This is a genomic window from Janibacter sp. GS2, assembly GCF_051200835.1.
GTDB lineage: Bacteria > Actinomycetota > Actinomycetes > Actinomycetales > Dermatophilaceae > Janibacter.
Genome location: NZ_CP195161.1, coordinates 3,090,283 through 3,113,476, shown reverse-complemented (window position 1 = coordinate 3,113,476; position 23,194 = coordinate 3,090,283). Strand labels below are relative to the sequence as shown.

The 23,194-nt window shown below is 68.5% G+C and carries 19 protein-coding genes; 8 read left to right on the top strand and 11 right to left on the bottom strand.

All coding sequences use genetic code 11. The annotated features are described in order from the left end of the window. Positions 1-15: 15 nt before the first annotated feature. Together aqpZ and ACR9E9_RS15045 are read right to left on the bottom strand one after the other, a co-directional pair. Positions 16-765, bottom strand: a complete 750-nt coding sequence (gene aqpZ / locus ACR9E9_RS15050) for an aquaporin Z (protein ID WP_435199872.1) — start codon at positions 763-765, stop codon at positions 16-18. A 184-nt stretch (positions 766-949) separates the two neighbouring features. Beyond that, positions 950-3,169 (bottom strand): NADP-dependent isocitrate dehydrogenase, encoded by a 2,220-nt coding sequence (locus tag ACR9E9_RS15045; protein WP_435199870.1) that lies wholly within the window; start codon positions 3,167-3,169, stop codon positions 950-952. 249 nt (positions 3,170-3,418) lie between these two features. Here ACR9E9_RS15045 and ACR9E9_RS15040 point away from each other — a divergent pair, with 249 nt between their 5' ends. Then, positions 3,419-3,673, top strand: coding sequence for a hypothetical protein (locus ACR9E9_RS15040; protein WP_435199868.1), 255 nt, complete (start codon positions 3,419-3,421; stop codon positions 3,671-3,673). Positions 3,674-3,687: 14 nt separating this feature from the next. Next, complete coding sequence (locus ACR9E9_RS15035; RefSeq protein ID WP_435199865.1) at positions 3,688-5,166, top strand: sugar transferase; 1,479 nt, start codon at positions 3,688-3,690, stop codon at positions 5,164-5,166. A 135-nt stretch (positions 5,167-5,301) separates the two neighbouring features. Here the strand turns inward: ACR9E9_RS15035 and ACR9E9_RS15030 are convergent, their stop codons facing one another. The 4 genes from ACR9E9_RS15030 to ACR9E9_RS15015 are packed head-to-tail and all read right to left on the bottom strand — an operon-like array spanning position 5,302 to position 11,829. Next, positions 5,302-5,571: a PqqD family peptide modification chaperone gene (locus ACR9E9_RS15030; RefSeq protein ID WP_435199863.1), complete on the bottom strand. Its 270-nt coding sequence runs from the start codon at positions 5,569-5,571 to the stop codon at positions 5,302-5,304. Next, entirely contained in the window at positions 5,571-8,612 is a 3,042-nt protein-coding gene (locus ACR9E9_RS15025; RefSeq protein ID WP_435199862.1) for a glycosyltransferase, read from the bottom strand. Before ACR9E9_RS15025 ends, ACR9E9_RS15030 begins: the two co-directional genes overlap by 1 nt. Next, entirely contained in the window at positions 8,609-9,919 is a 1,311-nt protein-coding gene (locus tag ACR9E9_RS15020) for an O-antigen ligase family protein (protein ID WP_435199860.1), read from the bottom strand. The genes ACR9E9_RS15025 and ACR9E9_RS15020 overlap by 4 nt, the downstream gene beginning before the upstream one ends. A 14-nt stretch (positions 9,920-9,933) precedes the next feature. Beyond that, positions 9,934-11,829 carry a glycosyltransferase gene (locus tag ACR9E9_RS15015; RefSeq protein ID WP_435199859.1) on the bottom strand — a complete coding sequence of 632 codons (1,896 nt, stop codon included), beginning with the start codon at positions 11,827-11,829 and terminating at the stop codon, positions 9,934-9,936. Between the two features lie 165 nt (positions 11,830-11,994). Between ACR9E9_RS15015 and ACR9E9_RS15010 the strand changes: the two genes are divergently transcribed. The 4 genes from ACR9E9_RS15010 (at position 11,995) to ACR9E9_RS14995 (ending at position 15,157) form a co-directional block, all read left to right on the top strand. Continuing rightward, positions 11,995-13,383, top strand: coding sequence for a polysaccharide biosynthesis tyrosine autokinase (locus ACR9E9_RS15010; protein ID WP_435199857.1), 1,389 nt, complete (start codon positions 11,995-11,997; stop codon positions 13,381-13,383). Between the two features lie 159 nt (positions 13,384-13,542). Then, positions 13,543-14,133, top strand: a complete 591-nt coding sequence (locus ACR9E9_RS15005; RefSeq protein WP_435199855.1) for a hypothetical protein — start codon at positions 13,543-13,545, stop codon at positions 14,131-14,133. A gap of 51 nt (positions 14,134-14,184) precedes the next feature. Continuing rightward, positions 14,185-14,379 carry a hypothetical protein gene (locus ACR9E9_RS15000; RefSeq protein WP_435199853.1) on the top strand — a complete coding sequence of 65 codons (195 nt, stop codon included), beginning with the start codon at positions 14,185-14,187 and terminating at the stop codon, positions 14,377-14,379. A 193-nt stretch (positions 14,380-14,572) separates the two neighbouring features. Next, a complete protein-coding gene (locus ACR9E9_RS14995; RefSeq protein ID WP_435199851.1) occupies positions 14,573-15,157 on the top strand; it encodes a hypothetical protein in 585 nt (194 codons plus the stop codon). Here ACR9E9_RS14995 and ACR9E9_RS14990 read toward each other — a convergent pair. From ACR9E9_RS14990 to ACR9E9_RS14980, 3 genes are all read right to left on the bottom strand, one after another. Then, the gene (locus ACR9E9_RS14990; RefSeq protein ID WP_435199849.1) at positions 15,154-16,233 is read right to left on the bottom strand and encodes a glycosyltransferase family 4 protein; all 1,080 of its coding nucleotides are present in this window, start codon (positions 16,231-16,233) and stop codon (positions 15,154-15,156) included. The two genes, ACR9E9_RS14995 and ACR9E9_RS14990, sit on opposite strands and share 4 nt — an antisense overlap. Continuing rightward, positions 16,226-17,329 (bottom strand): glycosyltransferase family 4 protein, encoded by a 1,104-nt coding sequence (locus tag ACR9E9_RS14985; protein WP_435203673.1) that lies wholly within the window; start codon positions 17,327-17,329, stop codon positions 16,226-16,228. The genes ACR9E9_RS14990 and ACR9E9_RS14985 overlap by 8 nt, the downstream gene beginning before the upstream one ends. A 570-nt stretch (positions 17,330-17,899) precedes the next feature. Then, positions 17,900-19,453, bottom strand: a complete 1,554-nt coding sequence (locus ACR9E9_RS14980; RefSeq protein ID WP_435199847.1) for a lipopolysaccharide biosynthesis protein — start codon at positions 19,451-19,453, stop codon at positions 17,900-17,902. A gap of 67 nt (positions 19,454-19,520) precedes the next feature. Here ACR9E9_RS14980 and ACR9E9_RS14975 point away from each other — a divergent pair, with 67 nt between their 5' ends. Next, the gene (locus tag ACR9E9_RS14975; protein ID WP_435199845.1) at positions 19,521-20,438 is read left to right on the top strand and encodes a hypothetical protein; all 918 of its coding nucleotides are present in this window, start codon (positions 19,521-19,523) and stop codon (positions 20,436-20,438) included. Here the strand turns inward: ACR9E9_RS14975 and ACR9E9_RS14970 are convergent. Next, positions 20,417-21,007, bottom strand: a complete 591-nt coding sequence (locus tag ACR9E9_RS14970) for an acyltransferase (protein WP_435199843.1) — start codon at positions 21,005-21,007, stop codon at positions 20,417-20,419. The two genes, ACR9E9_RS14975 and ACR9E9_RS14970, sit on opposite strands and share 22 nt — an antisense overlap. Before the next feature lie 101 nt (positions 21,008-21,108). Between ACR9E9_RS14970 and ACR9E9_RS14965 the strand changes: the two genes are divergently transcribed. After that, positions 21,109-22,059 (top strand): glycosyltransferase, encoded by a 951-nt coding sequence (locus ACR9E9_RS14965; protein ID WP_435203671.1) that lies wholly within the window; start codon positions 21,109-21,111, stop codon positions 22,057-22,059. Positions 22,060-22,072: 13 nt separating this feature from the next. On the opposite strand, the gene ACR9E9_RS14960 is transcribed toward ACR9E9_RS14965, so the two are convergent. Then, the gene (locus ACR9E9_RS14960) at positions 22,073-23,137 is read right to left on the bottom strand and encodes an acyltransferase family protein (protein WP_435199841.1); all 1,065 of its coding nucleotides are present in this window, start codon (positions 23,135-23,137) and stop codon (positions 22,073-22,075) included. Between the last annotated feature and the right edge of the window lie 57 nt (positions 23,138-23,194).

Here is a 23,194-nt window from a genome sequence, read left to right as displayed (position 1 = left end):
GCCGGCTCGGATGGGTCAGACGTCGGCGCCGTCGACGTCGAGGTGTTGCCGGTTCACGCCGGTGATCACCGCATAGGTGAGGCCGGCGATGAGGGCGCCGACGATCGGGGCCAACCAGAAGGCCCACAGCTGGCCGGCCGCGCCCTCCTGGAAGAAGGCCACTCCTGTCGAGCGGGCCGGGTTGACCGAGGTGTTGCTGATCGGGATGGAGACGAGGTGGATGAGCGTCAGGCCCAGGCCGATCGCGATCGGGGCGAAGCCCACCGGGGCGCGCTCGTCGGTCGCGCCGAGGATGATGTAGAGGAAGAAGGCGGTGAGCACGACCTCGGCGATGAGGACGGCCGCGAGGCTGTAGCCCCCCGGGGAGTGGTCGGCGTACCCGTTGGCCGCGAAGCCCGCGGACGCGTCGAACCCGTCCTTGCCGTTGGCGATGACGTAGAGCACACCACCGGCGACGAGTCCGGCGATGACCTGGGTGCCGACGTAGGCCGGCACGTCCTTCCACTCGAAGCGGCGGCCAGCGGCCAGTCCGAGGGTGACGGCGGGGTTGAAGTGGCCGCCGGAAACGTGCCCGACCGCGTAGACCATCGTCAGCACGGTCAGACCGAAGGCGAGGGCCACCCCGAGGAAGCCGATGCCCAGGCCGGTGTCCTTGCCGTCGCTCAGGTGCTGCGCGGCGAAGATCGCGCTGCCGCACCCGCCGAAGACGAGCCAGAAGGTGCCCATGAACTCGGCGCCGAGTCGGTGGGGAAGGGGTGGGGGCACGGCTCTCTCCTCAGCAGCAGTGTGCGAGCCGGGTGCCGCGCACGTGGATCATGCGCTGATCATGCCGATCATCGGGGGAGTCGTCCATGGGGCTCGCCGCCCTCGACCCGGGAAAGGACGAAGGGGGCGACGCGCCGGACCGGCGGATCGCCCCCTTCGTCCTGGGCCAGGGTGGGCCGAGGGATCACATGCGGTCGAGGATCCCGTTGAGCGTCGCGCTCGGACGCATCGCCGCGGAGGCCTTGTCCGCGTCCGGCTTGTAGTGGCCACCGAGGTCGACCGGTGATCCCTGGGCACCGATGAGCTCCTCGTTGATCGTCGCCTCGTGCGTCGCGAGCTGGTCGGCGACCGTGGTGAAGCGCTCCTTCAGGTCCCCGTCGGTGTCCTGGGCGGCCAGCGCCTGGGCCCAGTACAGCGCGAGGTAGAAGTGGCTGCCCCGGTTGTCGATCTGCCCGATCTTGCGGGCCGGCGACTTGTTCTCCTCGAGGAAGGAGGCGATCGCCGTGTCCAGGGTGTCCGCGAGGACCTGTGCCTGGGGGTTGTCGTGGGTCTGCGCGAAGTGCTCCAGGGACGCACCGAGCGCGGAGAACTCGCCGAGGGAGTCCCAGCGGAGGTAGTTCTCCTTGACGAACTGCTGCACGTGCTTCGGCGCGGAACCACCGGCACCCGTCTCGAAGAGCCCACCGCCGGCGAGCAGCGGGACGATCGAGAGCATCTTCGCGCTCGTGCCCAGCTCGAGGATCGGGAAGAGGTCGGTGAGGTAGTCGCGCAGCACATTGCCGGTGACGGAGATGGCGTCCTTGCCGGCGCGGATCTGCGCCAGGCAGAAGGTCACGGCCTCCACGGGCGGGAGGATGCGGATGTCGAGGCCCTCGGTGTCGTGCTGGGGGAGGTACTCGCTCACCTTGGCGATGATCTGAGCGTCGTGCGCGCGCTGCTCGTCGAGGAAGAAGACGGCGGGGGCGCCGGTGGCGCGTGCGCGGGTCACCGCGAGCTTGACCCAGTCCTGCACGGGGATGTCCTTGACCCGGCTCATGCGCCAGATGTCGCCTCGCTCGACGGCGTGCTCGAGGATCGTCTCGCCCGCGGAGGTGGTCACCGTGACGGTGCCGGTCTGCGCGATCTCGAAGGTCGTCGGGTGCGAGCCGTACTCCTCGGCCTTCTGCGCCATGAGACCGACATTCGGCACGGTGCCGATGGTCGCGGGGTCGAGGGCGCCGTTCTTCTTGTGCTCCTCGACGACCGCGGCGTACATCGGGCCGTAGGAGCGGTCGGGCACGAGCGCGAGCGTCTCGGACTGGCCGTTGTCGGCGTTCCACATCTGGCCGGAGTCACGGATGACGACCGGCATCGAGGCGTCGATGATGACGTCGCTCGGCACGTGGAGGTTGGTGATGCCCTTGTCGGAGTCGACCATCGCCAGCGCGGGGCGCTGCGCGGTGAGTGCATCGATGTCGGCGCGGATCTCGTCCCGCTTCGCCGCGGGGAGGGACTCGATCTGCGTGTAGAGCGAGGCCAGGCCGTAGCGCAGGTCGACGTCGGCCTCGGCGAGGGCCTCGGCGTGCTTGTCGACGACCTCGCCGAGCCACTCGGCGACCGCGTGACCGAAGATGATCGGGTCGGAGACCTTCATCATCGTCGACTTGAGGTGCAGGGAGAGCAGCAGACCCTCGGAGCGCGCGACCTCGATCTGCTCGGCGTAGAACGCGCGCAGCGCGGTGGCCGACATGAAGGTCGCGTCGACGATCTCCCCCTTCATCACCGGGAGGGCGTCCTTGAGGACGGTGTGGGCGCCCTCGGTGGTCGTCAGGGTGATCGTCAGGGCGTCGTCGGCAGGCATGACGACGGACTTCTCGTTGCCGTAGAAGTCGCCGGAGGGCATCGAGACGACGCGGGCCTTGTTGTCCGCGGTCCACGGGCCCAGTCGATGCGGGTGCTTCTTCGTGAAGTTCTTCACCGCCAAGGGGGCGCGTCGGTCCGAGTTGCCCTCTCGCAGCACCGGGTTCACCGCGGAGCCGAGGACCGTGGCGTAGGCCGCGGCGACCTGCCGCTCCTCGTCGGTGCTGGGGGAGCCCGGGTAGTCCGGCAGGTCGTAGCCCTGACTCTGCAGCTCGGCGATGGCCGCCTTGAGCTGCGGCACGGAGGCGGAGACGTTGGGCAGCTTGATGATGTTCGCCTCGGGCCGGGTGGCCAGCTCGCCCAGCCGGGCCAGGTGGTCCTCGACGCGCTGCTCATCGGTGAGGCGGTCCGGGAACTGGGCGAGGATGCGGCCGGCGAGCGAGATGTCGCTCGTCTCGAGCTCGACGCCCGTCCCCGAGGTGAAGGCCTGGACGATCGGGAGGAAGGAGTACGTGGCCAGCGCGGGGGCCTCGTCGATCTTGGTCCAGATGATCTTCGCGGTCATGGGTGTCCCTCCGTGGGGGCGTATGGGTTTCGTCACCGCGATCCTCCCACGGGCCGCGCGTGCGCGTGATCGGGGCCACTGACGCCACCCCTGCGGAGCGCTTGGACCACGGGACACAGGCCATCGTCAGGCTTCGGGAAAAGTTTCGTCAGGGTCTGGTAAAGAGGGTAAGGGGTTGGTAAAGTTTCCCGTCAGTAGCCTCGAATCTCGAGGTTAACGGATGAAGGTTTCCGGGGAGGGGACTGGGGGATGCAGTTCGATGTGACTTTGCTCGTGGGCTGGTTGGCGGTGCCGCTGGCGATCTACGGGATGACGGTCGTGGGGGTCCGGTTGCGGGCACGGCGCGCCCCCGTGGCGCGCCCGTTCGACGCGGCGCTGCGGCTGGAGGAGCTGCGCGCACAGCGCGCACCCGGCCACGGGGCCACCCGGGGTCGGATGGCTGAGGCCCTGCGTCTCGCCGAGGGCGCGACCTCCCCACCGGCGCTCCAACAGCATCGTTCCTGACCATGGTCCAACCGGTGCCCGATGAGGCGGGGAAGTGGGCAGACGGACGTCTGGGGATGCGGCAGGTGCAGGTCTGGCTGGCGATCAGTGATGCGGGCGTCATCTTCTGGGCCGTGCTCGGCGCGCAGGTCGTGCGCTTCGGTGTCGACGGCGACACGAACGTCGCCGCCAGCATCGGGGGCTCCACGCTGAGCTACACGACCTTCAGCATCACGTTGGCGCTCGTGTGGTGGCTCAGCCTGCGCTTCCACGGGGTCTACGCGGCGAACATCCTCGGTCACGGAGCTGCCGAGTACCGGCTGCTCGCCACCGGGACCCTGCGCGTCTTCGCGGCCGTCGCCCTCGTGAGCTTCGCGCTGCAGATCCACGTGGCGCGTGGGTACATCCTCCTGGCGCTGCCGGCGGGCCTGCTCGCGCTGTTCGTCTCCCGTCGGATGTGGCGCCTGTGGCTCGGGCGGCGTCGTCAGGCCGGGGAGCTGAACAGCGACGTCCTCGTCGTCGGGGACCCCACCCACGTGCGTGCACTTCTGGACGTGTTCGCGAGCGTGCCCGAGGCCGGGTACCAGGTGGTGGGGGTGTGCACCACCGACGACGACTGGCAGGTCGGGGGCGTACCCCGGCTGGGCAGCGAGCACGATGCGGCGAAGGTGGCCATCGAGCTCGGTGTCGACATCGTCGCCTGCACCGTCTCCCACCTCGGCACCCATGATCTGCGCCGCCTCGGCTGGGCGTTCGAGGGCAGTTCCACCCAGCTCGTCGTCGCTCCCGGACTGACGGAGGTCGCGGGTCCGCGCATCCTGACCCGCCCGGTGGCCGGGCTGCCGCTGCTGCACGTGGAGCCACCGACCTTCTCCGGGCCCAAGTGGGCGCTGAAGTCGGCCTTCGACTGGTTCGGCGCCCTCGCTCTCGTGGTCGCCTTTTCTCCGCTGCTCCTCGTGGTCGCGGTGATCATCAAGCTCCAGGACGGCGGGCCGGTCTTCTTCCGGCAGGAGCGTGTGGGGCTGGGCGAGCGCACCTTCCAGATGACGAAGTTTCGCTCCATGGCCGTCGACGCTGAGGCCCGGTTGGTCGAGGTGCGTCAGAGGCAGATGCAGATGGCCGGGGACGGACCGGCCGTGGCTGGAGTTGACCGGGGGGTCCTGTTCAAGATGGAGGACGACCCGCGCGTGACCCCCTTCGGGCGGTGGATGCGCCGCTACTCGATCGACGAGCTGCCGCAGCTCTTCGACGTGCTCGCCGGGAGGATGAGTCTCGTCGGCCCCCGCCCGCCCCTGCCCTCGGAGGTCCTGCAGTACGGGCACGACGTCCACCGCCGTCTCCTCGTCAAGCCGGGGATGACCGGTCTGTGGCAGATCAACGGTCGCAGCGACCTCTCGTGGGAGGAGGCGGTCCGGTTCGACCTGTACTACGTGGACAACTGGTCGATCACCCAGGACCTGATCATCCTGTGGCGCACGGCCGCCGCGGTGAAGGGACAACGGGGGGCCTACTGACGCTGCGCGACGAGCGAGAGTGCCAGGGGCGTCACGGACCCACCCGGGACGTGGAGTTCGCGGCCCTTCGTCACACGGTCCGCGGACGGTCACCGATGAGACCGAGCACCGGATCACCGCCGAAGTGGTCTCCACTCACGGCGGACTCAGCAGTCCGGCGGCCATCAGTTCACTGATGAAGCGCTCCACCTCGACGCGGACCTCGTCGACGGGCAGCTCGGCAGCCGCTGCAACCCTCTCGGGAAGGGTGACGGCCTCACCATCGATCGCAGCCGACCAGATCAGGGCGGCGGTTCCCTGCAGCACCTGAACTGGTCCGCGAGGCAGCATGGCGACGAAAACCTCGGAGGGGTCGGTGGAGTTCTCGAGCCAGGCGATTCCGGTGGGGATGCGGTAGCTCGTCATCACAAGCCGCGCGATCGGTACTCGGCGACGGCTCGAACCGCGCGGTCAACGAAGGCGGAAGCGATCTCCACCGGCGTGGGGCGACGCCCGAGCTGCATCGCGATGTGGTCGGTGTTGACCAGGGGGAGGCGAGCGATGAGTCTCACCCGTGCCTCCAGACCGGGCGCTGCTGCGATCCGCGCCCGCCATTCGTCGAGGCGGCTGTTGCGAGTCACCGCAGTCCAGAGTTCACGTTCGGCGCTCGGTGGTACTCGCTCCAACTCACCGATACCTATGGTGAAGGCCACGTGTGCCAGCAGGTCCTCCACGCGTTCCATCACGGCATCACGAGAACGGGGATCCACAGCGTGCCAGACGTGCTCGACGTCCTGAGCTGATCGGCCGCCGCTGATGTCGCGTGCGGCATGCAGGACGAGGATGACGATCTGGGCAGCCACGTCGGGGCACGGGCAGTCCACCGTGGCGATGGTTCGCGAGCCCCTGGTCCGCCAGAGCTCGGCGAAGGCATCGCCGGGAGACAGCCCGATGCCGGGATAGAGCCGGTGGACATCGAGGTAGCCCCAGGCCGTGTGCCACAAGGTCGTCGCGTGCTCGAAGGGAGAGCTCGTCGCGAAGCGACCGATGACGTGGTAACCGTTGTCCGTGCACGCGCGCACCAGCCCCTCGACGTGCTCCGGCCGCACCAGGACGTCGACATCACTGGTGGACCGGTTCGGCTGGATCAGTCGCTCGTCGAGGCTGTGGCCCTTGATGTGCAGGATGTCGAACAGGTGCTCGTCGGCGATCTGCTGGACCGCCGCGTGCCCGAACCGCAGTCTGACGTCCAGAGGGACAGGGTAGGTGGGCGCGGGGGCCCCATCCCGGGAGCGAACTCGATCGATGACGCCGCGCATCTCCGCGACCCGCCCCGCCCACGTGGGCACGTCCGTGCTCGCCCCCGTCGGGAAGCGGTCGATGGCTGGGAGTGCCTGACGAACCGTTGAGGCGAAATCCGCCGGGTCGACGACCACCAGTCGATGGTCGGCAGCCTCCCGGAATCCTGAGACGGGCGTACTCACGACCGGTCGGCCGACGGCTCGGTACTCGTACAGCTTGATCGGGTCGAGACTCTCGGTGAAGTCGTCCACGACGTGGGGCACGAGCAGGACGTCGGCGTGCTGGAGATAGCCGGGGACATCACGGTGGTCCTTGTCCCCGAGGAGCGTCGCGCCCGCGGCCGTCAGCCGGTCACGCTCATCGGGGGCCAGTGCGTCCGGGCCGACGAGGACGAGACGACCGCGATCGGCGGTCGCGGTGGCGGTGGCGACACACAGGTCGATGTCCAGCCGGTCGGAGTGCAGGGTCCCGACATACACAGCAGTCGCGCCCGCCGGCAGGTCCGCGGGTCGAGGCGTCGCTCGCGTGGTTGCGGGGTCGACGGCATTGCGCAGGAGGGTCAGCGAGCGGTGGTGGGCCTTGGAGCGCTCAAGCCCGGGGGAGCAGACGACGACCTCCACGGCGTGGTCCATGAGCAGGCGCTCATACCGCTCCAGCCGGGACAGGGTGATCTGGTCGCGATGCGCTTCCAGCCAGTCGTCGGTGATGTCGTACAAGGTGGGCCAACCGGTAAGGGTCATCACTTCGGCGCCGTGGGGGTCATTGACCCACAGCACGGAGGTCGGCATCGCGAGTTTGCGGGCTGCGCGGTGCACGGTCCCCGCCCAGCGTGCGTCTTGGCGGCCGTCGATCCTGCGCGGCAGAAGTTTGGTCGGCTCGAGCAACCAGAGCCCGTCCGGATCGATACCCGGCAGGTGAGGCCCCCGCCGCAGACCCCGACCAGTTCGGGGTAGAGCACCGCCACGGACGGTGTGAAGGGGGTCAGTGGCGGGCTCGACGAAGAGCACCCGGAGTCCGGGGTCGCTCTGGAGCAGGCCGGCGATGAGGTGCTGGTTGCGACGCCAGATCCGATCCCAGGGTTCGAGGGAAATGACGACCATGTTCCGTTCAGCGGGATGGTTGGGCCGGGGACGGATCGCGGCCAAGGCGTGCTGGTACACCTCGTCGGTCGCCGTGGCCTGCGTAGCGATGGAGAACACGGACTGTTGGCGCTCGCGCAGATCGGATCCGTACCGGTCCCGTCGCTGCGGATCGCGCGCCAGGCTCGCCACCTGAGCAGCGGCTGCGGCGGCATCTCGGGGCGGAAACAGGGAGGCACCCGGCGTCGGACCGACGCTCTCGAGGTGCCCCCCGGCGCCGCTGGCGACCACCGGCAGGCCCGAGGCCATGGCCTCGAGCACGGACATGCCGAGGCCCTCGCTGGGGCAGGGCGCCACCAGGAGCCCCGCCCGCGTCATCATCTCTTCCACGTCCGTGCGGTGTCCGAGGAAGTCGGTCGCCGCATGGACGCCGAGATCACGGGCCAGTTCCTCGAGCGAGGACCGTTCGGCACCGTCGCCGGCGATCGCAAGGCGCCACCCCTGCTCGACCAGACCCGACGCGGCGAAGGCCCGGACGGCGATGTCGGTGTCCTTCTCCGTCTCGAGCCGTTGGACGACCAGCACGGTTCGGGTGCGCTCGGCGGCAGGTGGACCGGCGGGGCGGTGAGGAATTCCCGGAAGGACGACACTGGTGTCGTGGCCGGTCGCGTCGGCGATGTACCGACTGACCGCGATCTCGGCCGTGATCCGGCCGGAAGCTGCCGTCACGGCGGCTCTGGTGTGAGGTGTGGATCCGCGTTGAGCAGCGAAGTGTCGGGTGCTCACCACCGCAGTCCCGTACAGCGCCGGCGCAGAGGCCGCGGCGAGGTCGGCAGCCGTCATGTGGGTGGCCACGACGTCCACAGACAGGGCCAGCGGACCGGTGAGCAGACGTACGGCGTGGAAGACACTGAGCACCGGAATCACCCGGACGCCGGGGCGGCCGATGGCGGCGCGCATCTGAGGCACGTCCCCGCCCAGAACGGTCACCTCGTGCCCTCGGTCGTACTGGGCCGCCGCGAGGACGGCGATGTGACGTTCCACCCCCGCGAAGTGGGCAGTGCAGACGAGATGGACGATCCTCATACCGCGACCTCGGCGTCAAGGTCGTGACGATCCTGCTTCTCCCCAGCGAGGACCGGTGCCCCCGTGGCGATCCCGTCTGCCTCACGGAGAGCGTGGACCCCCAGACAGACGCCGGCGATGACGAAGGGGATGGATACCTGCCCTGCGGTCCAGAAGGCATCGAACTGGCTCTGGACGAAACGCGAGAGCAGGACCAGCATGGCCAAGGTCCCGTACGTGGGGGGGACCGTCCGAAGGACCATGATCGAACCGACCATGAGCACGAGGAAACCGAGCAGCCCGAGGAGACCAGCAGAGGTGAGGACCTCGATCTCTGCGTTGGGCGGTTGGATGTTGCCGATGAATTCGGGCGCGAACCACCAACGGAGGCCATGGCCGACGATCGGATTCGTTGACCAGATGTCCATGGAGTCGCGCAACCACGTGAGTCGGGTGAAGTAGGAATTGAACTCGTTGCCGCTGGCGATCTGCTCACGTACGAGCGTGAGCACGATGGCCATGGAGGGGATGATCACGAGCAGGATGCTCTTGGACCGTCGGCGCTCGGTGTGCGAGCGGAAGACGAGGACGAGGAGCGTCACGGCGAGCGCGATGATGGCCTGTCGTGACTGCGTGGCCGCGAGCCCGAGGGCCAGCCACCAGAAGATCGCCGCTCCGAAAGGCCGGTGGATTCCCAACCACACGGGTCGGACGTATGCGATGAGCGCGGTTGTTCCGATGACCGTGCCGAGGAAGTTCTTGTGCAACCCGTATGGGAGGTAGACGGGCTCGGTGGAGCCGTTGGTCAGGTTGATCCCTGCGTGGAGCAGGACCCACCCGGAGAGGACGCAGGCCGCGAGGAGCATGAGGCGAAGCGCAGTGCGCCCATGACGCCCACGTCCGACGGCCCAGCCCAGGATCAGTGCCCCGCCGGTCAGGAACCACGCGTGGAACCACTCGATGGTGTTTGCCGGGTAGGGATTGGCGATGACGGTGAAGAGGGTGGCCGCCTGGTAGGCCGCGGTGAGCCAGAGCAGAGCTCGTAGCGGTGGGGAGTAGGCGTGGCTGCCGAAGGAGACGGCGAGCAGGGTCCCGAGAGCAAGTGCTGCGTCCGACACGGATAGGTCGACCCCACCGGCACCGATCCGCTGCGTCACGTACAGCATCGGCAGGCACAGCAGGGGGACAAGTCCTGAATCGAGTGATGTGACCCCGAGGATGAGCACCGCTGCGCCACCCCCCAGAGCCAGGGCGGGGTGCTGGGGGGCGAGCCAGCCCAGGGCCACCGCAGCCACAACGGCCCCGAGGGCGAGCGCGCCCGGTGTCATCCTCTCGTGCAAAGTCAACTGGGGCTCCCGGCGCGTAGGGCTGCCTGGACGGCCACCGGCCCACGAAGGTAGCGGCGCACCCGGTCCCTGGCCACGGCAGCCCGACTGCCGGGTAGGACCAGAGCGCGCGCGGCAGAGCCGACGATCGTCGCCCCTCGTGTGACCTGCCACCCGAGGGGCCCGTAGTGCTTGCGGTGGTACCGCTCCTGCGAGGCGTGGAAGTGGGCCTCCCGCTGTTCGGGGTCCGGGCTCGTCGCAGCGCCGAGGTGTCGCGCCGTGACCTCGGTGACGAGACGATGGCGCCACCCGAGGAGACCGGCCCGGCGGGCCCAGTCGGTCTCTTCCGCGTACAGGAAGAAGGACTCGTCCAGATCCCCGACCTGCCTCAGGGCTTCGCCGCGCAACATAAGCACTGACCCGATGACGTAGTCGTCATGTCGAAGGCCGCCCAGACCGATCGCCTCCACGACGGCGCCCCACGGACTGGGGTAGGGCCAGGCGACGCGTCCTGCCACCCCTGCGCCGTCCACCTGAGCGGGGGCGACGCTGGCCAGGCCCGGGTCGTCGAGAAGTGCCGCGTGCAGCTCCCGTATGCCGACCTCGTCGATGACCGCGTCGGGATTGAGGAGGAGGACGTCGGCGCCCGGCAGCTGGCGTTGTGCAAGACCGTGGTTGACGCCCGCCGCAAAGCCGCCGTTGCCCCCTGGGTCGACGTAGCGCACCCCCACGTCCTCGCAGACGGCACGAACCACGGGGTCCGACGAGTTGTCGACGACGGTCACCGGCAGATGCGAGACCGGTGCCAGCGTCTCGCGGAGCAGCTCGTGGCTGTGGTAGGCCACGACGATGATCTCGGGGCCACGGTCCGGGGCCTGTTGCTCGCGCTTGGCCACCTGCTCGTACATCGCCACGTACTCCCGACCGATGGTGTCCCAGTCGTACGTCCGAGCGCGCACGATCCCCTGAGAACGCATTGTCTTCGACAAGGCGGTGTCCGTGCCAACCGCGTCCAACGCCCGGCCCAGCGCACCCGGATCGCCGGGAGGAACCAACAACCCGGCACCGCCCACGATCTCCGAGAGGGAGCCGCTGTCACTGGCCACCACCGGGACCCCGCAGGCCATGGCTTCGACGGCGACTCGGCCGAACTGCTCGACCCAGCGCGAGGTGGTGAGGGACGGTACGGCGAGCACGTCCAGCCCGCGGTAGAAGTCAGGCAGTGCGTCGTCCTCGACCGGGCCCACGAAGGTGATCCGGCCCGCGACCCCGGACGTCGCCTTGCGGCGCAGGTCGGGTTCCAGCGGACCGGCTCCGGCGATGACGAGCTCCAGCAGGTCGTGGCGTTCGACGGCGTCGATGAGTACGTGGACCCCCTTGTGGAGCGCGAGACGTCCCACGTAGCCGACCCGGACGCGTCCATCCGAGGTTGCCCGGCCCGGGCCCGGGGTGAACCTCGCCGTGTCCAGCCCGAGCCCGATCAGCTCGGCCCGTCCTGTGAGGCCCTTGCGGTCCACGATGCGGCCCGCATCCTCGTTGCACACGCTCACGGCCGAGGCTCGGTGCAGGGCCCACTTCTCAAACCACCGGAATGGTGGCGGGTACCTCTTCTCGAGATTTTGAGCCGAGTAGAGGATGTAGGGAACCCGGGACCGGCGGAGGGCGCGGAGAGCAAGGACCTCGGCGGTTGCGAGGGCGAAGGGTTCCTCGTGCAGGTCGAGCACGTCCCAGGCGTGCCCGAGCAGTCTCCACAGCGGTCGCGGGTCGTAGACGAAGAGTGCGGGATGTCGCCCCCAGGTGCGCACCGCTTCGACGTCCTCGCCGGCCCGGGGGACCAGTGGCACAGGCCTCCCGCCTTCGTCCCAGGTGCGCGCACCGACGGAGTGGACCACATGTCCCCGGGCCCTCGCCACGCGTTCGCGCTGCCGCCAAGAACCGACGACCCCACTGTGGGAGATCCGGAGCACGCGCACGCTATACACTCCTCGCAATACTGGGGGCGTCAAGGCACTTTAGCCCCGTAGCGCCAGTTCAGCGCGTCGGCAGGTGCCTGAGAATTTGGGAGTGAAGCCGTGCAGGTGAGCGAGTTCCTCACTGTCCTTCGGGGGCGCTGGAAGATTCTTGTGACGTGTGGGGTCCTGTCGGTGCTGGCGGCCGTGGTGTTCACGGCCGTCACCCCGCCCGTCTACACCGCTCAGGCGCGGGTGTACCTCAGCGCGGAGAAGGACACCAAGGCCGAGGGGGAGGGCGTCTTCGTGCTGACGAGCGAAGACCTCGACACGTATGTCTCACTCCTCGACACGCCTGCGGTCCTCGACCCGCTGCGGGAAGAGTTGGGGATGAGCCCCGATGCCCCGGTGGACGTGCGTGCCACGGTGTCGGGCAACACCTCCATCCTCAACATCGTTGCCCGGTCCGACGACGCGGACGAAGCGGCGGCGGTCGCCAACGAGGTCGGCCCCCAGCTCGGCGGGGTCGCCGGGAAGTTCTCGACCCTGCTCGCCTCATCGGGGCAGGAGGTCGTCTCGACTCCGATCCAGCCCGCAGTCGTTCCTTCCTCACCGACGTCCCCCGACCCGGTGCGCAACGTCGGCTTGGGACTGCTCGCAGGGCTCTTGCTGGGGGTCGGGCTGGCCTACCTCAGGCACGCCCTGGACACCAAGGTGCGCGACGAGGCCGACATCAGGGCCCTCTCGGATGCACCCATGCTCGCCGGGCTGCCGCTGGAAAAGACGCGATCAGGTATGGGCTACCTGAGCCTGGACAGCGACCCCCATGGTCGGCACGCAGAGGCGACTCGTCGACTGCGCACCAATCTGATGTTCGTCGATGTCACGACCGGCAAGCACTCCGTGGTGGTGACGTCTGCGGTGGAGGGTGAGGGCAAGACCACCACCGCAGCCAATCTGGGTCTGGCGATGGCCGACGCGGGAACCCGCACGCTGCTCGTCGACGCGGACCTGCGCAACCCGTCGGTGGCGCAGACGATGGGTCTTGAGGGCAGTGTCGGGTTGACAACGGTCCTGCTGGGTGAGGCGGAGGTGACCGACGTAGTCCAACAGTGGGGCGATACCCAGCTCTACGTGCTGCCAGCCGGACAGATCCCGCCGAACCCGAGCGAACTGCTCGGGTCGGACCCGATGAGGGACCTGCTCTCGCACTTGTCCCGCGACTACGACTTCGTGCTCATCGACAGCCCGCCGATCCTGCCCGTCATCGACGCGATCGTCGTGGAACGACTTGCCGGTGGTCTGCTGATGGTGGTCGGTGTGAATCGCACTCGAAAGAGCGAACTGGCCATCGCCCTGAAACAACTGTCCACGGTCGGCGCGACGGTTTCCGGCTTTGCTCGGAACTTCGTCCCGAGCAACCCGACAGACAACCGCTACGGCTACCACCGGTACGAGGCGCCCGTCGAGACACGTCGTCGAAGCACCAAGAAGGGGCGGGATCGCGCCCGCAGGTGACGCCCGTCGACGGGATGTGGTGGCGCATGGTCCCACACGATGCCTTTTATTGCAGGACGAAAGGCGCTACTGTCCACGCAGGGGAAGCCGGGACCGAACGACGGTCATCGAGCGGAAATCAGACGGGGTATCGCAATGAGTCAAGACACCAGAGGCACGATGAGGCGCCGTTCGGTGGTCAAGGGAGCTGCCTGGGCCACGCCCACCATCGTGCTCGGCAATGCCGCGCCAGCCATGGCAGCCAGCCGCCCACCGGGACTGCAGGGATGGGTGACGGTCGGCAAGTCGTGCGGTAACGGACCCGACACCTTGACGATCGACGGCACCGGCGGGGACAACGCCAACCCACCGACCGCCAATTCCCGTGGTATCTGGGTGTTCAACGTCACCAGTTCCACGGTCCTCACGAACGCCAGACTCACTGTGTACTACCCCTCCTCGTTGGGCACCATCGGCTGGACGGCAGCGTCGGGCAACAGTGGCTGGTCCGTTCCCTCCGTGGACAACGGGGCACCCCCGAAGGCGGGTTTCATCGCCTACACGTCCACGTACTCGGGTGCGTGGACCTTTTACAACAACCCCAACAACCTTGACGACCACTTCCGAGCCAACGGGCGGCCCAACTTCACTGCATCCGTGAGCCTCAGTGGGTCGTACTGCGCGACCAATGGACTTCCCCTCTACTCCCTTCGGAGGGTGACCATCGATGGAAACCTTGTCGACTTCGGTCGGGGACCGGTTTATCTCTGATCCAGTCCGCCGCGCTCCACACCATGCCCAACCACAGCGAGAGGTTCAGCCATGACTGACGTCCCTACCCCGACCCCCGGCCCCGAAAGCGAGTCGGAGAACTCGGCGGAGCCCACGGGGCCTGAGACCAAGGCTGCAGACGTCGAGACGAAGTCGGCCGACGAGCCCACGGCCGCGTCGTCGAAGGACGCGGACAAGGGCGATGACGGAGCCGACGGGGAAGTCACCGCGTTCGCACAGATCTGACGCTCGGCCATGGCGTGTCGACGCCCTGATAAGGACGAAGACCTTTGCCTGATGTCGTCGGCCGGCGAGGAAGGGCGCGAATGATCTTGGATGTCTGGCTCGAGGGTTGAACGCGCGCAGAGGCCGGGGAGCTCAACTCGGCTGCCGATCGAGGGGAGACGCGCCGAGCCGACTCGCGGGCCGACTGGTCGTGGTGTGCGCGATCGTCTTCGCCCTCGTGTACGCCGTTGCGGTCCTCACCGAAACAGGGCAGCGTCTTGACCGCGACCTGCTCATCAGCCTCCAGCACGTGGCTGTGGGGCCGATCCAGTGGGCATGGCCGGTGCTGGCACGCCGCGTGTTGCCGATGGTCCTTCTGGTGGGCGTGGTGGTCCTCGGGTTGATCGTCGTGGGACGCCGACCTCGCAGGGCCGTCGCAGCGGGCGTCGTGGTCGGGGCATCGACGGTTCTGAGCCTGTGGCTCAAGGGGTCCTTGCCCCGTCCAGTGCAGGGGTGGGATGAGGGCTACACGGGAAACACCTATCCATCGACGCACGTCTCGGCCACGACGGCGCTGATCGTCGCACTCTGGTTGATGGCCCCGATCCGGAGCCCGTGGCTGGACCGCCTCCTCGGGGGGCTGGTGGTGTTCGTGGCGTTGGGCAACGTCGTCGGACAGGCGCACCGCCCGAGTGACGCCATCGGGTCCCTCCTCCTCGTCGGGTGCGTCACCGGCTCGGTGGCGATCGCAGAGCGCGTCACCGCGTCACGTCGCGGGCGCTTCGGGGACAAGGCCTAGACGACTCGGGGCGTTCGGCCTGCAATGACGTCCGCCCAGACCCTGGCGTGCATCGCCGCGCTGCGCTCCCACGTGAACTGGAGCGAGCGGGCCCGGCCGGCGGCCACCCTGCTTCGGACCTCTGCGTCGTTGCCGGCCGACCACAGGATCGCCTCGGCCAGCGACTGCGGTGAGCCGTCGGCAAGGATCCCGCTTCCGCCGAGCACCTCTGGGAGAGAGCTCGCGTCCATCGCGACCACCGGTACTCCGGCAGCCATGCCTTCGATCGCTGGCAATCCGAATCCTTCGTAGAGCGAAGGAATGACCAGGGTCGAACAGCCGGCAAGCAGGCGGGGGAGCATGTCGTCGTCGACACGACCGACGCGGACCACACCCGGCAAGGAACGGAAGAGCCGATCCCGTCGAGGGTGCGGGGGACCCGAGAGGACGAGCGTGAGGCCGGGTCTGGACGAGCGGACCAGACGCCAGGCGCGCGCCATGCCGTCGAGGTTCTTGCGGAGCGAGGCACCACCAGCGGCCAAGACATAGGGGCCGGTGACACCGAGTCCACGCAGCTCGGACTCCGGCAAGGGGCGAGCGTCGGCGAACCTTTGGTGGTCCACGCCGTTGGGGATGACGATGGGATCGGGTGTGCCGAGATGGCGCACGATCTCCTCCGCGCTGAAGGCGGACACGGTGATCACGGCTGCCGCGCGAGCCAGCTCCTTGTGTGCCGAAGGGGGCAGCTTCCCTTCGTCAGGGAACCTCAGCGGGGCGATGTCGTGGACGGTGACGATGTCGCCGCGTGGCGACGGAGGCAGAGTGAGGTCGAGTCGGTGTACGGGACCGTGACCGGGGTAGAGCCAGCGGCCCACCTCCCGCCGCAGCTGGGGACCTGCGACACGAACCGCACTCATGGGGATGCGGCGATTGCCGCGGAGCGGTGCCCTCATGGACCTCACGAGGGCCCGGTGCAGTTGTGCATCGGGGTCGGCGAGGGCCAAAGCCACCTCTGCCCGCTCGTCGATGGCTTGTTCGTAGACCTGCATGCCCATCACGGTCTCGGTGGCCGTGCGGGCGAGCGTGAGGTCAGACATGGCTTGACCGGACGAGGCCTGAGTAGAGGTCGAGGTATCGCCGACCGATGGAGGTCCAGGTGAGTGTCTCGGCATGGGCCCGGGCCGCAGCGGGGGGCAGAGGAGTATGGCTGACCTCGACCATCGCCTTGGCCATGGCGGAGAGGTCTGTGGGGTCGACGCCGCGACCGAGGTCACCGGTCGCATCGGCCAAGCCGCCGTTGGTGCTCCACACCACGGTTCGGCCGGCCGCCATGGCCTCGACTGCGACGATGCCGAAGGGCTCCAACCGGCTGGGCACCACGGCGACACGCGCCCCGGTGAGGAGGTCCTGCACACCGTGTCGGTCGAGCGCACCGAGGAACTCAACGCCCGGCCCCGCCAGTGCCCTCAGCTCAGCGGTCCGTTCACCGTCACCGCCGATGCGCAGCACCGCGCCCGGGAGATCACGTCGCACCTCGGCGAAGGCACGGATGAGCAGGTCGAACCCCTTCTGCTCAACATGGCGACCCCACGCAGCGAAGACGGGTCGGGCAGGGAGGGGGGACACCTGCCACTGATCCACGTCCACCCCGTTCGGGATGACGGGGCACCCGGTGAAGGCTGGTGCGACGGTGGCAGCGTCGTCGCCGGCGCGTCGGGAGCACGCGGTGAGCGACGTCGCCGCGCGACTACCGAGTCGAAGGGACAGGCGCATGAGGGCGCTGGCCTCGTACACGGCGTCGGCGTCCATCGTCACCTCTCCCTGGGTGGAGATGATCAGTGGCACGCGGTGTCGTCGCGCGTAGACGCACATCGGGAGGACCTGGTTGGCAGGGCACTGGACATGGATGACATCAGGGGGTCGGGCGACCCGGGTCAAAGCGTGCACTTGGCGCAGGAGGGCGAGCGGGTACCCCAGCAGGCGTCGGGGGTCTCTGCCGGGCAGATCCATCGTGAGCCGGCGGATCGGGACGCCCTCGACCTCATCCGTCGTCGGGAGATCGCTCGGGTTTCGGTGGACGAGCACGATGGCCTCGTGACCGACCCTCTGGTATTCCCGTGCGAGCTGCAAGGTGAGTTCTTCCACCCCTCCCCTGGAAGGGTGGAAGGCGCTTGGGACAAGCCAGATCCGCATGGTGACAGTGAACATGATTCGGGCGGCGACTGGCGTCGTCGCCCGCCGGGCAGTTACCCGCTGACGCGCTTCGCGAGCGCCTGGCGGCCGTCGAGGGGATCGTCGCCACGCACGACGGCCGCCCGCACTTGGGGCAACAGGGACGCACTCGGCGTCGAGGACCTGAGCCGGCTCCACCCGCGGATGGACGACGGGCGAGACCGACTCGGCCCGGACCGGGTCCTCGCCCGCGTCCTCGCACCTGACCTCGCATCTGCCTAGGCAAATGCTGCCGTCCTGCGCATGTGCCTAGGCAGATGCGGGCGCCGGGCGCAGGTCTCGGGGCGCGCTTGGTGGATTCGACGAGAAGGAGCGACGGAACGGTCGAGCGGAGGCCTTGGTCGCGAGTGGAACACCGACGAGGTGCCTGGGGACCTGTCGGAGGTCGCCCTCGACGGAAGCGACCTCGTGAGTCGTCTTCCACGCATCGCCGGACCGCAGTCGCGACGTACCGGCGTCCTGGCGAGACCCGCTGACCCCCGTGGTGCCGGTCTTCGACAGGCGTCCGCCCGAGGATCCTCAGCAGACCCGTCAGCGCCGGGTCACCCGGTCCAATCCCCAACGGGTTGCCGGTACCAGTCGGACGCTGACATTGCGCAGGATCGCGTCGCGGTCCTCGATCTCGAGACCCGAGTTGGTCAAGCGCAGCCCCACCCAGAGGGCGAGTAGAGCTCCGCCCGAGGAGACGACGGCCGTCGGGACGGGAGACCAGTGCAAGGAGCTCACCGCCCACCAGGTGAGGGCGCTGGCGATGCTCCCGATGAGGACCGGCCACAACATGGTCAGGACCGCCCACGCGGGCATCCCGAGGTCTCGTCGCTCGCTCTCCACGAGGATCGCCAGCTGGACGAGCATCGCGCACCCGTTCGCCACGACCGCTCCCCACAGGCCGAGCGAAGGGATGAGGGCCAGTGCCAGGGCGACGTCCACACCGAGAGCGCTCAGATTGGCCATCAGGAGCCGCCGAGCCGACAGACGCGCCATGACGAAGGCCGTGACCGGCCCGGCGATCACCGAGAGTCCGGCCGCGATGCCGAGAACCAGTAGTGCGGGCGCCGCCTCGGAGTACTCGTGACCGTAGAGGAGGGGGACCAGGGCGGTCAGGGCAGGCAGGGCGCCGGCGCTCAGGACGGCGACGACCACGGCTGCCGCGCGGAGGGTCCGTGAGAAGGCGCTGCGCACGTGCGCGAGGCCGACTTCGCGCAGACCTGCCACTGCGGGGATGAGCGGGCCGGTCAGGGCGTGGGCGGGACCGAAGACGTGTGCGCTGACCCCGAAGGCCAACGCGAAGAGGCCGACCTGCTCGGGAGTGGAGAGCCAGGCCAAGAAGATCACTTCGGTCCGGGAGAGCGCCAGCTCCCCGATGAGCGCGGCCGCGCCCGTGGGGAGGGCGAACCGCCAGAAGCCCGGGGGGAAGCCACGGGGCAGCCGTGGCCGCAGGACGGCTCGCCGGTAGACCGGAGAGATCACGAGGAAGGCCAGCGCGATCACGACCGCCGACAGCACGGCTCGTGCGGCCCAGACCGAATCGGCTGTGCCAACCCACAGCACCGCTGCCACGACACCCGTCTGCACCAGCACGTTGGAGAGCATTGCCACCCGAGCTCCAGCGGCGCTCTTGTTCTCGATGTAGAGGGCGACCGTGGCCCCGTCGAGCGCGGCGGGGACCCAGACGCCGAAGAGAACTGCGAGGACGAGCAGTGCGACAGGGACGTCGACCAGCCACAGGACCAGCAGCGTGAGCAGAGGTGCGACGACGAGGAGGCGAAAGCCCTGGGAAGCGGAGAGGATCTGGCGGACCTCGGACACCCGTCCCGCGGCGTGGGCCTTGGCTCCGAACTGGATCATCGCGGAAGAGAGCCCCAGGGCGAGAATGCTCCCGGCGATGGCGAGCAGACTCGTGAGGTAGGCCAGCCGTCCGTAGCCCTCGGGCTCCAGGACCCGCGCCAGGAGGAGATTGACGGCGAAGATGATCGGAACGGCCAGCACCGTGTGGAGCATGGTCCATGCCACGCCCTTGACCGCGCGGTCTTGAAGTTGCGCGCTGTTGAGGCTCACGCGCGCCGGGTCGCTCGGCTCCATCATCGTCGTCTCCTGGTGTCGGCTGCTCGGAGCCTCAGCAAGTATGACCGGGACTGGCAGGATGCTGCTCATGACCTCTCGTCTCGGGGCCTACCTCCTGCCCGGGGACCCGGTCTGGTTGCGGTCCAGTCTGCGTCGGTACTACGACCTGCTCGATGAACTGGTGGTGCTCGTGCCGACGGATGCCACCGGATGGACCGGCCGGCCCCTTCCCGTCGACGAGTGTCTCGAGATCATCGGCGACGTCGACGTCCGGGGGATCGCCCGTCATGTTCAGGGTGCGTGGGAGGACCGTGCCCAACCGATGCGGGCCGAGACCGCGCAGCGGCAGGCCGGGCTCGACGCCTTGGCCGGGCGCGTCGACTGGGTCCTCCAGGTCGACAATGACGAGGTCCTGCCCGACCCTGCTGCGCTCCTGGGCGTGCTCGAGAGGGCGCCCTCGGACGTCGTCGGGGTCGAGTGGCCGATGCGCGTGCTGTACCGCCGGTTGTCTGCGACCACCTTCGCTGCGGTATGCAGCCCAGCAGGACGACCCGTTGTCGAGTACCCCGGTAGCGTCCTCGTGCAGCCCCGGGCCCAGCTCGCGGACGGGCGGCGTCCGGGAGTGGGCGCCATCGCCCGGTGCGTCGTGGTGGGCGACGTGCATTCCCTGCAGATCAGGCAGACGCCCGGACCCAGGGAGGTGCGCATCGAAGTCGTCGAGAGCGACCAAGTCATCCTGCACAACTCATGGGGCCGTTCGCCTCGGCAGATCCTGCAGAAGATCCGCAGCTGGGGTCACGCGTCGGGCGCGACGGGGATGGTGTACTTCGGAACCCGGTGGTGGTCGGCGCGGTGGACGTGGCGGTGGCAGCGCAACCTCCACCCCTTCGCCGACGGGCTGTGGCCCCGGCTGCAACCGCTGACGATCGCACCCGAGATCCTGGATCCTCGCGACCGCGTCGGTGCCGGCGGCCGTGGGTCACCTCAGACGAAGCGCTTGGCGTAACCCAGCTGGTAGCGAAGATCCGTGGTCCGGCGGCGGATGCGTGCAGCCGGGTTGCCGCCGACGATCGTGTAGGCCTCGACGTCCTTGGTCACCACCGACCCCGCCGCAACCACTGCTCCGCGTCCGATGACGACTCCGGGGAGCAGGATCGCGTGACTGGCCACCCACGCGTGGTCGTCGATGACGACGGGGTCTCCGGTCTCCGCGAACGTCGGGGAGTCCACATCGTGCTCTCGCGTGTAGATGCGCACATGGCTGCCGAGGTTGACGTTGTCGCCGATGCTCAACCCGGAGCGTCCATCGAGAAAGCAGGTGTCCCCGATCGTCACGTGCTCCCCGATGACGATCCCCTCGGGGGCGTAGAACTCCGCCCGCCAGTGGATCGAGGAGGAGTCGGGGATGCTCATACCGGCCCGCCGGTAGATCGCCTTGCGCAGTCGGTGGGACGGGACTGTGCCGACCTCGCTCAAGAAGCGCAGCCGTAGGTCGGCCCAGACGTCTCGACGCCACGCGGCGACACGGAGTACGGGCTCGGGCGCCAGGCTCTTGATGAAGGTCTTGAAGGCCATCTGCAGTCCTCACGCGCACGGTGGTTCGGCTCTCGCCTAGTGTGACACCGCGGACACGGTAGAGCGGACGCGGCAGAGCGGACACGGCAGATGGGACGGTGATGGGCGTCGAGGAACATGTCGTCGTCGTGCTCAATTTCCACGGCCGGGACGACACTGAACGCTGTGTGGCGTCCTTGGTGGAGGGGTCGCCAGAGGCAGCGGTGCTCGTGGTCGACAACGGATCTCACGACGGCATCGTGGCTTCCGTGGAGAGGCGGTGGCCGGGAGTGAGAACCATCCAGAACCAGGACAACCTGGGTTTCGCCGGGGGGATGAACACCGGCCTGCGATGGGCCATCGGCAACGGCGCCAAGACAGTGACGGTCCTCAACAACGACACGATCATTCCACGGGGGGCCATCGCCGCTCTTGCTGCGGCGGCGTCGGGTGGCCGAGCCGTCAGCCCGGAGGTGCACTATGCCGACGGCAGCGATGAGGTGTGGTTCGGCGGCGGGGCGATCGACGACCGGACCGGCTTGGCGCGCCACCTGTCGAACGCCGAGCTGGTGCACGCGCCCCGTGACGCTTCGGGCAGGCGCCCGACCGACGTACTCGCCGGATGCTGCGTGACCGCGGAGGCGGACACCTGGCTCAGGGTGGGGCTCTTCGACGAGAGGTACTTCCTCAACTTCGAGGACTCTGACTGGAGCCTGCGCGCCCGCGCTGCCGGAGTCGACCTCTTCGTCGATCAGGGCATCGTCATCCACCATGAGGTGTCGGCGTCCTTCACGGGTGCGTACTCCTACCTTGGGTTGTTCTACTACTCACGCAACGGGCTGCTCTTCATCCGAGACCGCATCAACGGTTCACTGCTGCAGCGCTGCCGCTTCCTGCGGCACCACGTCGCACCGGACCCGGTCGGCCGGTGGCGACGCGGGCAGCGTCGGGATGCCGCTCGTCGTGCAGCGGTGGTGGCAGTCGCCGTCTGCTGCCAGCTGCGACATCGCTACGGGCGCGCTCCGAGATGGCTCGAGCAGCAAGCCGGTCGCTGGAGTTCGGGTCGTCGGTGATCCCTCGTCGGGATCAGGGTCGTGGGGGCGCGTTCGAGCTCACGGACTCGGCCGCGAAGATCGAGAAGTGGCGCTTGCCGTATCGGTGAGAGGGCCTTTCCACCACGACGTAGAGCAGCCAGGCAGCCAAGGCCGTGGTCGGCAGGGCGATGGCAGTGCCGACGAGCAGAGCCGCGACATCGTGGGGGACTTGCGGACGGAGCAGGTGGCCAACGATGAGCACGATGGGCTGGTGCAACAGGTAGAAGCTGTAGGACGCGAGTCCCCAGCGCTCCAGTGGAGTGATGGAGAGCCGACCGCCCGCGGACCCGGAGACGAGGAGGATGAGCGCGGCGCAGGGGAGGGCCCAGACCACCGCTCTGCCCGTCTCCAGGTCGGCCGTCGTCCAGGCCACGGCGAGGAACCCACTTGCCAGTGCCATCGGCCAGAGCAGGCGTCGGTCGGGGACCTGCTGGTGGGTGACGATCCAGGCGCAGGCCAACCCTGCCGAGAACTGGACGAGTCGCACGGGCAGGTTGTGCTCGTCGGTGAGTGCTGCGCCGAGAAACCCTGGCAGGTCGAAGTGCGTGAGCAGGATCGAGACAGACGCAGTCGTCACCACGAGGGGAACCCAACCCCACCGTCGGCAGACGAAGATCAAGAAGGGGAAGGTCAGGTACAGCTGCGCCTCGAGGGCCACACTCCACAAGGAGCCGTTGATCGCCCCCAGCCGCTCCGGGTTCCACGTCTGGAGCAAGACGACGTGCCAAGCGACGTCACCGGGCCGGGCTCTTTCCGCGACGATCCACGTCGCCGCCGGCGAAAGTGCGATGACGGAGGCGAACGCGAGCGCGACGTAGTAGGACGGCAGCAACCTGATCGCCCGCCGGGCCAAGAAGTTGCGGTTGCGCAGCTGGCGGTGTGCGTGGAACGCGGGGAGTGCCAGGACGAATCCCGACATGACGATGAAGAGGTCCACGCCCTGGGCTCCGAGCGACAAGAGCTCCGGCAGTCGCAGGGGGAGGTCGGTGAGCTGCCAGTACCCCACGATGTGGGAGAAGAAGACTGCCAGGGCCGCGATCGCCCGCAGAGCATCCACGCCAACAACTCTGGCTGGTGTGCGCTCCATTGGATCCTTCCCGACAACGCCTCATGG